Source organism: Pleomorphomonas koreensis DSM 23070 (assembly GCF_000425185.1).
Taxonomy (GTDB): domain Bacteria; phylum Pseudomonadota; class Alphaproteobacteria; order Rhizobiales; family Pleomorphomonadaceae; genus Pleomorphomonas; species Pleomorphomonas koreensis.
In genome coordinates this window covers 1-10,605 of record NZ_AULH01000038.1, presented here as the reverse complement: position 1 = coordinate 10,605, position 10,605 = coordinate 1, and the positions used below count along the sequence as shown (strand labels likewise).

Below are 10,605 nucleotides of genomic sequence, written 5' to 3'. Positions count from 1 at the left end.
TACGTCCGCCTGGGCGAGCTTTATCGCGACGGCACCGTGGTGGCCGCCGATGGCGCCAAGGCGGCAGAGCTGTTCCAGAAAGCCGCCGACGCGGGATCAAAGGCGTCTCTCGTCAATCTCGCAGATGCAGCGTTTCAAGGAATTGGTCAGCCGCGAAATGTCGAAAAAGCTATAGCTCTTTTGGAGAAAGGCATATCTCAAGGGGATATTGGAGCAACGCTCAAGCTCGCCGATATACTTTACAATGGAGAATATATAGCGGCGGACCCGAAACGAGCGCTGCAGCTCTATGAGCAAGCAGCCGCACAGGGAAACACCACGGCGCGCTATCAGCTGGCAATGATCAATCGGGACGGAGGCCGGGGGATTCCCAAAAATCCCAAACAGGCCATTGCACTGCTGGTGCAGAATGCCAAAGCCGGACATGGCCAGAGCCTGCTGGCCTTGGCGGATGGGCACCTAAATGGGCGATTTGGCTCAATGTCCGATGTGAAACTTGGCATAGCCGCGCTTCGCAACGCAGAGACACTTGGCATAGATGGTGCGGCACCGGCTCTTGCCAACGTTTACCTGTATGGTCAGGGAGGAGTTGCCAAAGCGCCTCAAAAGGCCATCAAGGTCCTGAAAGAGGCGGCGGAGGCGGGAAATCGCCAAGCTGCCCGGACGTTGGTTGCGATCTATAGAAACGGCCGCGGCGACATGATCCGGAAATCGCCGGCAACAGCGGCTCAACTGCTGAATCGCTATTCAGCCCTTTATGACCCGAATAGCATGCTTCAGGAAAAACTCTTGATTCAGGCCGCGGCGGCGACAGGTCACGCGGACTATCGCAGCATATCGAAGCTTGTCTGGGACGCTCCGGTCACGCTGCAAGTCAACCTCCTGAATGGTATGCGCTGGGCCAACGAAAACGCTTTTATCTATACGCTTCAGGATAAAATGAAAGCCAGAGGCCTCTATAAGGGCCCCCTTAATGGTCTGCTGACCTCGGCAACCATTAAATCTCTCACCGCCCTTTGTGATAAAGGCCCGGCGGGCGATCGCTGCAGACTGGGCCCGCTCAATGGCAGCGCGGTTAGGGTGCTTGCCGTCGAGGCCGCAGGTATGTGACGAAACAGGGCGCACTGGGCCGAATTGTCGAAAATGGCTCTATTTTCGGAAAGCAGGGTTGGCGCCGCCCGCAAGCCAGCAGGGAGCGTAGGGTTGGGTGCCCCGGCAAAACCGGAGTGCTGCACACTCCCGGCTGCGGGTGTAGCCGCGGAGCGTCTCGGGCGTCTCTTCGTAACCGCTCGCTTGGGACTCCCAAAGCTAAAGGCTTCAGATTCCAGAAAGCGAATTCGCCCATCCGGATGGTCGGATGGTCGGCAAACTCTCGCATTAGTTTACATCTCGATGATCCGCGGCGCTCGGAAGAAGTCGCGGCCGCCGCAAGCCGGATAGATTTGATTCCGAAAGCCGGACGACATCCTGCGCGGTGGATGCTCGAAGCAACGGCGGAGGGGCGGGCAGCCTCCGGCCGTGGATCTCTTCTCCGACGGCCGCCCGAAGCGCGTGTCGCAGTGGCCTCGTTAACCCAGCCTACGGACCGCTTCTAGTGCGCGGATTGGCGCTTTCAATATTTCTTGCCGTGCCCGCGGCAACCCCATATCTGCCAGATCCAGCAGACCTGGTTTTATATAAAATTATCGCCATAAAATAAGGTATCGCACCATACCAGACTATATTTCTTATTATCTGCTGCGTCTCCGCCCTGGGATAGAAGGTCAATATTGCACATACGCAACCATAATAAGCAAGCGTAATACATGATTGATTTCGCGCCAACTTCAAGACGAACCCGGCAATTAGCCACCCAAGCAGAAAACTAATAATAGTGACACCGTACCATCCGAAATTCAGATAGACTTCCCCCAAATATGAAAATCCGAATCCCCCTCCTACAAGCGCCCACTCTGGACGAATGGCCTGGGTAATCCATAACGACAATCTATTGACTGAACTTATATGCTCGCCACCAAATACGTTCGGAATAAGTGCCAGAATTGCAAAAAAGTAACTCTTACCGTAATCATAATCTCGGACAATAGGAACTAACTCATAGACCCATGCTGTGATGCGTAGTCCGGACTTCCCCATTTCATCCAGAATACTTATAATCGGATTATCAAGCCCAGCGTAGGCGTTGATCAATGTATCAACGGCCAGCTTGTCCGATAGCCCGGAGCTGCGGACAACGGCGATAACCGGAAACACGACAAAAATTGTAAACAAGCCCAACAATAAGGTTGGAAGAGCGGGAAGGGAGGAGACCCTTCGATGCCAGACCCACGCGGCAGCGAGAATCGGCATGATCGCATGCGCCCTGGTTCCAACTATAAAATTCATGGCTGCATAGAGAAACAGGACAGCGCATCCAACAATCAGAGGGATCTTCCTGCTCTTTCCGCCTGCGATTAAGAATATTGCGCCAGGAACCGAGAGTTCCATTAAAATAAAGGCGATTCTCTCAAAGAGGCTTTGCGCATTTTCCGGATCGTATACAGCTTCATAACCTCCGGTCGATATTGTCGACATATACCAGCTAAAACTATAAATAAAAGGAATGGCGGATATCGCCACCAATATAATACCCGTTCTAACACAGATTAGTTCTTGCACCCTAAGCAACGTCTCGTTCACGGGACTCTTCCATATTTGAATTTTGTTTATACTTAAGGAACGGAAAAGAGCCCCCCCGCCAAAACATACAAAAGAGACAAAGACCATAAACAGTGCCATATTCACCGTTCTTGTTGGGAATATCCCATTCAATATTCCTTGAATTGAATCGTCCATAAAAAACACATGCAGGAGCTGATGCCCGGCAAGGAAGAGAAGCTGCGACAAAAGAAAGAGGGTCAACGGATCAAAGGAGCTATTTGTCCGCCTTCGCCAAACCAAAAAAGTGGCAACCGGCGCAAGGACGCAGGCCAGAGATAAACCGTAGGTGATACCAGAAGAAGCCGCACCATCCCTGTCCAAACTAAAGAAGAAGAATATCGTCGATAGAGCGCTGCCTATAAAATAAATAAATACACCCATATCCCTACCCTCCAGACCCGTTCTTCCCCGCCTGCTCGGTCAAAGATAACAGTGTAGCATAAAAGCGTCGTCTTTCTTCCGATACGATGTCTCTATGATAATCATGTGCTGTTTCAAAATTTCTTTGGGATTGAGTTGCCAGCGCCTCAGGGTCCGAGAGCAGCCTCAGTATCTGGTTTGCCAAACCTTCGGCATCCCCTTTGGCAATGAGCTCCTCTTCCGGTACGAGCTCATTGGCTCCCCCTACGTCGGATGCAACACACGGAAGACCACGCGCCATGGCCTCGATCATAGCCCGTGGCAAGCCCTCCTGACGCGATGGAAGCACAAAAAGGTCAGCCTCATCTAGCTCCTTGTATAAAGCAGGCCCTCTCGGCAACAGGCCTGTGAACCGTACGCTATCCGCGACGCCGAGGGCTTTGGCCTGCTGCTCGAATTGCAGGCGATTGTCTCCATCGCCAATGAGAACCAGCCTCGCGTCAACTCCGCGCCTTCTGATCTCTGCAAATGCGGTCAGAAGTACGTCCTGTCCTTTAATGTTCTGATGCATCATTGCAACATTTACAAAAGTCGGCGCGCTCACATCAAAATCCTCAACTCGCCGCGCGGTCTTTGCAAAATCCGCGTCGTGCAGGTCCAATGAGGTGTAGCTAAAGGAAGGCGTCCCCGAGGTGGGGGGGTACCGCCTTTGAAGCGCCCGCTTGGTCACATATGCCGTCGCGGCAGCCGTCAAGCATTGCCCTTTTGAGGTCAGGGTCCAAAAGAGGTTAAGGAGCGGGCGTAACGGTTGTGTTCCAGATCCCTTTCCCAAAGCGTCCTGGGGATCTCCGACCATCTCAACCCCAAAAGGGATACGACGCGCGAGAAGCACAAACCACGCTATTGAGGGAATGAACCCAGGGCTCCGCAGAATATAAGATGCATCCCTAGGCAATCTCGAAAGAAGCAGAATAAGCTTAGGTATGTAAAAAAGAAACGGTAAGATCTTTCTTATTTCGGGTAAGGCAATAACCTCCACCCCGGGGCCCTCGATAAAATTCCCACCCTTGACCTGCCATTTTCCAACCCGCGTTATAATAGTGACTCGGTCAAACGCCCTTGTATAACGAACCCAAAAATTTTCATAGCTGAGATGGTTACTCGCCGGACGCCCTTCCAATTGTCCATAATATCCGTCCAGAATAACGTAAGCTTTTTTCATCTCATAACCTTTTTATAAACTGAACGAACTTCCCTTGCCATACGTTCAGACGTAAATTTCTCCTGGAACCGAATGCGTCCGGCTTGGCCCATCTTCTGCAGTCTTCCGCGATCTGCCCCCTTTATAAGCTTGGCAAGGGCTGTAGCATCTTCGGCTGGGAAAAGAAAACCCGTTTCCCCATCCTCGATTAACTCTTTCAATCCACCAACATTCGCAGCAAAAACCGGCTTCGATAGCTTCATCGCCTCAGCAGCGACATAGCCAAAGCCTTCCCAACGCGAGGGAACGACGACAACATCGCACGAAGCCATATGTGAGGGAATAGATTCGGCACTCATCCATCCGTAGAATGTCACGTGCGGGTAATCATCTACCGAAAAGCTCTGCTTCTCAACAACAGCCCCGCCAATGACGTGCAGAACGGCCTCTTTAGTTAGAAGCCGGCAAGCTTCCAACAATATATCTACGCCCTTATCTTTATCCAGCCGGCCAACAAAGAGGATCTTAATCCTGGAATCGTTCCATACGACGGGAAAGAAGGCTGGGACGGACTCCCGCAACCCATTATAGATTTTGGTAATCTTTTCAGCCTGAATACCCAACTGAATACCGCGTTGAACCTCGTGTTCCGAAACGGCGACGAAATGCGTGGTGAGTTTGCTTAGGCCCAGTTCAAGCCTCGCGTACAGACGCCGCAAAAAATCGGGCTGTTCCCGATCCATGGCCCATCCGTGCGGTGAGTAGATTACCTTTGCGCGGCAAAGATACCCAACCAAGCGTCCAACAACGCCGGCAAATGTCGAATGAGCGTGCACGATATCCGGTCGAAACTGAAATAGCGTAACAATAGTGGCAAGAAACAGAAATGGTAGACCGAGAGCCCTGCTGCGGCGCCGGAATAGAACCAAAGCGGAAGCATCAATATCCGGAACCTGCACGGCGTGCTCCCGTGGCATCAGCAACTTGACCTGCATATCTTCCTCGCACTCCTGCAAGGGAACAAGCTCGTTCAGGTAAGTCGCTGTTCCAGCCTTTACAGTTTCGCATATATGAAGAACTTTCAATATCAATCCTCCGCATATATTTATGCGCGTTTGCGTACTAAAGGCCGTTACTTATGTCCTTATCGACAGTAGTGGCAGAGAGGCAGCAGCAACATGCTGGATTCCTGGAGGTATCCAGCAGCAAACCGCGTTCGGCTGCCGCTATTTTTTGGCCAAGTGCGCAGATTGAACATTTCAATTATTTGCGAGTGTCGCTTTGGACATCCATACGGCGCGAGCGGCACGAAACGACTCCTGGATGGAGAAATGGCTTTTGACCATTTTCTCATAGGCCTCGGCGCGAGAAATGGGGGGCGCTTTCTCAACAAGGGAGATTACCGTGTCGGCCCAGAGCTGGGGCGTTTCACTCAAAGAAAGACGTTCAATTAACTCAGGGAGCACGTCGACTTCCTTGGTCACGTTATCGGAGACAAGTATTTTGTTGCCCGCACCCTGTGCCTCCAGCAAGACCAGAGGAAGCCCTTCAAAGTGAGACGGCATTACAAAGAGATCGACGCAATTGACAAGAATTTTCGGTATATCACTTCTTATCCCAGCGAACACTGTTCGATTGGATATTCCAAGCGCTTTCGCCTGTTCCTCAATTTCCAGGCGCAATATCCCATCTCCAACAAGCAGGAGCCAGAGGTCTTCCTTTTTTCTCATGGCCTCCGCCATGGACTCGACGAGAAAAGTGTGATTTTTCTGATAAAGGAAACGTCCGACATGTCCGACAACTTTAGCGGACTGGGGGATGCCCAACTCTGCCCGGAAAGAAGGGTCGGATTGCTTTTGAGGGGCAAATCTGTCGAAGTTGATTCCGCAGTAGAGTAGTCCGCTACGCCTATCTTTTCCCCACAGCTTACCATAGAGCTTTCGTCCGGCAGGTGCGCTGACTGCGAGCAGGTGCGTCGCGACAAGGTGGATGAGTACCCTCATGCTCAAATTGTATATGCGGCGGATAACGCTTTCATGTTGTCCGAGAGCCGAATTGTGGCTCAGGGAGATGCGGGCGGGGATACCGAGGAGCTTTGCGCAAAGCAGGACGAGACCGTTATAATACAGGCTATGGGCATGTAGCGCTATATACGGACCACTCTCTCTATTTATTTCATTTAATTTCTTAAAAAGAGCTAGCGGATTGTGGTGGTTGGGGCATACGAATATTTTGCAGCCGAGTTTCCTTGCTTCATCCGCCAGCGGCATATCCCAATCAGCATAAGTTATAATGTCTATTTGAACGTCGCTGTCTTTGGCCATTCTGGCCAGATCCACAAGCCACGTCTGTATCCCACCAAATTCCATAGACGCAACACTATGGAGAACTTTCGCTTTTGACATAATGCGAGCTTTCATAGGGCCGTGCAATTTCGGATGTCGGAAGATCTATCTACCCAACAGATAGGTCTCGAGAAGCTGGATCGGCGCGGGGGTTATCCTGCGTATTGGACGACAAGCGTGTAATTTCTATGCAATCTTGCGCTTGCGATAGATAAAGAGAAGCAATATCGGGGCCAGAAGCGACATCAATGAGTTCAGCACCATCGTATAAGCTGCTCCCTCTACGCCGAAACGAGGAATAAGAACCAATGCGCAGCAAAGACTCGTCAGAGCGACAAAGGCAAAGGCAGGTGCCTGCGCGATATATATTTTAGCAGCGCTGACTGTGTAACCAAGGATATTTCCAAGGTAACCGATAGCTGCAGCGATCGCAATTAGAGGCAAAACATCGGCGCGCGTCGCGAATTCGGGGCCATAGACCAAGTTGAGAACAAAGGCTCCTAAAAGGTAGGCTGCCGCAATGCCGAGCAAGCCCATCACAAGAATGCTGGCGAGCGCCTTTAGGACAAGGCTGAAAAAGCTCTTGTGCTCCTTCTTCTCATGATAATTCGCCAGAATCGGGACAAGGGATTGTCCCAAGGCCATTACAGGAATATTCCCGATGGTAATGAAGTAAGCCATGCCGGAGAAAACTCCCAAGGCTTCGGCGCCATATGCATTTTCGAGTACATATCGCGGAATATTTGGTCCCAGCAGTCCCATCAGGCCAGTGATTCCCAGAGGCAAGCCAATCTGGAAAAGCGAACGCATGCCGGCAGCGACTTGCTTATCGAAGTGGAGCGGCGTCTCCGGGAGATTTTTTCTATCGTAGATAAAAAGTATAAAAAGCCAGCTTGCTGTGTAGGCGCAAACAGAAGCGGCCAGATCATTGGTTTCCATATATATGATTGCCAGAAGGGATGTACTAAGCGTTCCTCTTACAATAAGGGAAATTGCCACTCTATCTAGACGTTGATCCTGTTGCGCGTAACCGTAGCACATATCCGAGATAGACTCGATGGTCTTGGATATCGCAACAATGAATATGACCAACCATTTTCCTTGACTGAACCACAAGGCAATGCCGAAACAGACAACAAGCACCCCTATTGACGTTATGGTCTTTACAAGAAAATACGCGCTGAAATCTCTCTCTTGGCGGGTGTCAGTCGCCAGGATCGTGCGCATGCCCAACGCAAAGAACATGACGACCGGCGTTGTGATAGCAAGCCCTAAGGTAAAAACTCCCACATCTTTGGTGCCGCCGAACCGGGCTATAATGACGAGAACAAGCCACTGGCATAAAGAATAATATGTATTCCCAGCCATCATCCAGATTGTATTTTTCTTTAAACTATTACGTGAAGACTTTATCTGAGGCACTGAGAAAATCCTGGAAACGAAGCGCGGCGGGCATTTCACCATTAATCAGCCTCATACGCAAACAAAGCAGCCGGAAGGCACTGCGGTCGAGCACCACCAAGAGGTGGCGAGGCTAAACATCCAGAATATTACAAATTAAAAATCTTTATAATGCAGCTTTTATTGCAGCATGAATTTGCTTTTTGACATGGAGATTTCATTTTGCCTTTTATCTATTCGTAATGAATTTCTCTCTTCGCATCACCCTCTTTTGGTCCTGTACCATTCGACGAAGTTCCTCACCCCTGTCGGCACGCTGGTGTCCGGCACGTATCCGGTGAGTTCCCTGAGGAGGTCCGGGGCGGCGTAGGTCCGGGGGACGTCGCCCTTCTGCATGGGCAGGAGGTTGCGGACGGCCGGCTTGCCGAGCGCCGTCTCGATCGCCGTGATGAAGTCGAGGAGGCCGACCGGCTGGCCGCCGCCGATGTTGACGATGCGGAATGGGCCTTGCTTGGACAGCGTGTCGGTCACGCCGTCGGCCGTGACGCGATTGCCCTCATTGGGCGCGACCGGCACCAGGCGGACGATCGCCTCGACGAGATCGCCGACATAGGTGAAGTCGCGCTGCATGTTGCCCTCGCCGTAGACGTCGATCGGCGCGCCCGTCTCGATGGCCTCGACGAACTTGAACAGCGCCATGTCCGGCCGGCCCCACGGGCCGTAGACGGTGAAGAAGCGGAAGGCGGTGGTGGGGATCTTCCAGAGATGGGCGTAGGCGTGGCCCATCGCCTCCATCGCCTTCTTGCTGGCGGCGTAGAGCGTCAGCGGCTCGTCGGTCTTGTCGCTTTCGGCGAAGGGAACCTTGTCGTTGGCGCCGTAGACCGACGAGGTCGAGGCGAGCATCAGGTGCCTGACCTCGCAGGCCTTGGCCAGTTCCAGCACGTTCCAGCTGCCGACGAGGTTGGCGTCGACATAGGCGCGGGGGTTCTCCAGGCTGTAGCGGACGCCGGCCTGGGCGGCGAGGTGGACGATCACCTCGGGCTCGGCCAGGTCGGCCGCCTGCCTGAGCGTCGCGGCGTCCTCCAGCTGGCCGATCACCGCCCGGAAGCCGTTCGAGCGTTCGAGGAGGGCGTGGCGCGCCTCCTTCAGGCGGACGTCGTAATAGGGCGTCATCCCGTCGAAGCCGACCACGAAGTGGCCGTCGTCGAGGAGGCGTCTGGCCAGATGGAAGCCGATGAAGCCGGCGGTGCCGGTGATCAGGAAGCGCATGTCCGTCCCCCGTTCAGGCTCCCGTTCAGGCCCGTCCGACGCTGGTGTAGCTGAAGCCGTGGCGTTCGACCTCGTCGCGGCGGTAGATATTGCGGAGATCGACCAGCACCGGGGCGGCCATCAGCGCCTTGAGGCGGTCGAAGTCGAGCGCCCGGAAGGCGTTCCACTCGGTGACGATGCACAGCGCGTCGGCGCCGCTCGCCGCGTCATAGGCGTCGCTCGCCAGGGCGATGCCGTCGATGGCCGCGCGGGCGTTGGCCATGCCCTCGGGGTCGTAGCCGACCACCCTGGCGCCGGCGTCCTGCAAGGCCTGGATGATCGAGATGGCCGGGCTGTCGCGCATGTCGTCGGTCATCGGCTTGAAGGTCAGGCCGAGCACGGCCACCGTCTTGCCGCGGGCGTCGCCGCCCAGCGCCTGGATCACCTTCCTCGCCATCGCCCGCTTGCGCGTGTCGTTGACGGCAACGGTGGTCTCGATCAGCCGCACCGGGCTGTCATGGTCCTGCGCCGTCTTGACGAGGGCCAGCGTGTCCTTGGGAAAGCACGAGCCGCCGTAGCCGGGGCCGGCGTGCAGGAACTTGGCGCCGATGCGGCCGTCGAGGCCGATGCCGCGCGCCACCTGCTGCACGTCCGCCCCCACCTTCTCGCAGAGGTCGGCGATCTCGTTGATGAAGGTGATCTTCATGGCCAGGAAGGCGTTGCCGGCATATTTGATCAGTTCGCTCGTGCGGCGCGAGGTGAAGAGAAGCGGCGCCTGGTTGAGGTAGAGCGGCCGGTAGACCTCGGTCATCACCGCCTTCGCCCGTTCGTCCTCGTAGCCGACGACGATGCGGTCGGGCCGCTTGAAGTCGTCGATGGCGGCGCCCTCGCGCAGGAACTCCGGGTTGGAGACCACGGCGACGTCGGCCTCGGGATTGGTGTCGCGGATGATGCGCTCGACCTCGTCGCCCGTCCCCACCGGTACCGTCGACTTGGTGACGACGACGGTGAAGCCCTTGACCGCCGCGGCGATCTCGCGGGCGGCGGCGTAGACGTAGCTGAGATCGGCGTGGCCGTCGCCGCGCCGCGACGGCGTGCCGACGGCGATGAACACCACGTCGGCCTCGGCCACCGGGCCGGCGAGATCGGTGGTGAAGGTCAGGCGCCCCGCCTTGACGTTGCTCTCCACCAGCGCGTCGAGGCCGGGCTCGTAGATCGGGATCTCGCCGCGCTCCAGCGCCGCGATCTTCTCCACCGCCTTGTCCATGCACACCACGTCATGGCCGAAATCGGCAAAGCATGTGCCTGAAACAAGGCCGACGTAGCCAGAACCGATCATCACGATTTTCA

8 protein-coding genes are annotated in these 10,605 nt (G+C 54.6%); 1 reads left to right on the top strand and 7 read right to left on the bottom strand.

All coding sequences use genetic code 11. The features are described 5' to 3' along the window. A partial coding sequence (locus tag H512_RS26655; protein ID WP_169507190.1) for a tetratricopeptide repeat protein occupies window positions 1–1,110 on the top strand: 1,110 nt, incomplete at its 5' end. Window positions 1,111–1,578: 468 nt separating this feature from the next. Here the strand turns inward: H512_RS26655 and wzy are convergent. From wzy to H512_RS0119430, 7 genes are all read right to left on the bottom strand, one after another. Further along, window positions 1,579–3,081 carry an O-antigen polysaccharide polymerase Wzy gene (gene wzy / locus H512_RS26650; RefSeq protein WP_084798643.1) on the bottom strand — a complete coding sequence of 501 codons (1,503 nt, stop codon included), beginning with the start codon at window positions 3,079–3,081 and terminating at the stop codon, window positions 1,579–1,581. 4 nt (window positions 3,082–3,085) lie between these two features. Continuing rightward, on the bottom strand, window positions 3,086–4,282 hold the full coding sequence (locus tag H512_RS26645) for a glycosyltransferase (protein WP_084798642.1): 1,197 nt from the start codon (window positions 4,280–4,282) through the stop codon (window positions 3,086–3,088). Next, on the bottom strand, window positions 4,279–5,346 hold the full coding sequence (locus H512_RS0119460) for a glycosyltransferase (RefSeq protein WP_156899580.1): 1,068 nt from the start codon (window positions 5,344–5,346) through the stop codon (window positions 4,279–4,281). Before H512_RS0119460 ends, H512_RS26645 begins: the two co-directional genes overlap by 4 nt. A 174-nt stretch (window positions 5,347–5,520) precedes the next feature. Further along, window positions 5,521–6,630: a glycosyltransferase gene (locus tag H512_RS26640; protein ID WP_281170374.1), complete on the bottom strand. Its 1,110-nt coding sequence runs from the start codon at window positions 6,628–6,630 to the stop codon at window positions 5,521–5,523. A 162-nt stretch (window positions 6,631–6,792) separates the two neighbouring features. Next, window positions 6,793–8,028, bottom strand: coding sequence for an oligosaccharide flippase family protein (locus H512_RS0119440; RefSeq protein ID WP_169507188.1), 1,236 nt, complete (start codon window positions 8,026–8,028; stop codon window positions 6,793–6,795). 240 nt (window positions 8,029–8,268) lie between these two features. Then, a complete protein-coding gene (locus tag H512_RS0119435; protein WP_026784832.1) occupies window positions 8,269–9,276 on the bottom strand; it encodes an NAD-dependent epimerase in 1,008 nt (335 codons plus the stop codon). A gap of 25 nt (window positions 9,277–9,301) precedes the next feature. Continuing rightward, window positions 9,302–10,605 (bottom strand): UDP-glucose dehydrogenase family protein (locus H512_RS0119430; RefSeq protein WP_156899579.1); only part of this gene is annotated, 1,304 nt, incomplete at its 5' end.

Excerpts from the sequence above, each read along its gene's own strand:
- wzy (WP_084798643.1), bottom strand. The coding sequence starts at position 3,081 with ATGGGTGTATTTATTTATTTTATAGGCAGCGCTCTATCGACGATATTC.
- H512_RS26645 (WP_084798642.1), bottom strand. The coding sequence starts at position 4,282 with ATGAAAAAAGCTTACGTTATTCTGGACGGATATTATGGACAATTGGAA.
- H512_RS26640 (WP_281170374.1), bottom strand. The coding sequence starts at position 6,630 with ATGGAATTTGGTGGGATACAGACGTGGCTTGTGGATCTGGCCAGAATG.
- H512_RS0119435 (WP_026784832.1), bottom strand. The coding sequence starts at position 9,276 with ATGCGCTTCCTGATCACCGGCACCGCCGGCTTCATCGGCTTCCATCTG.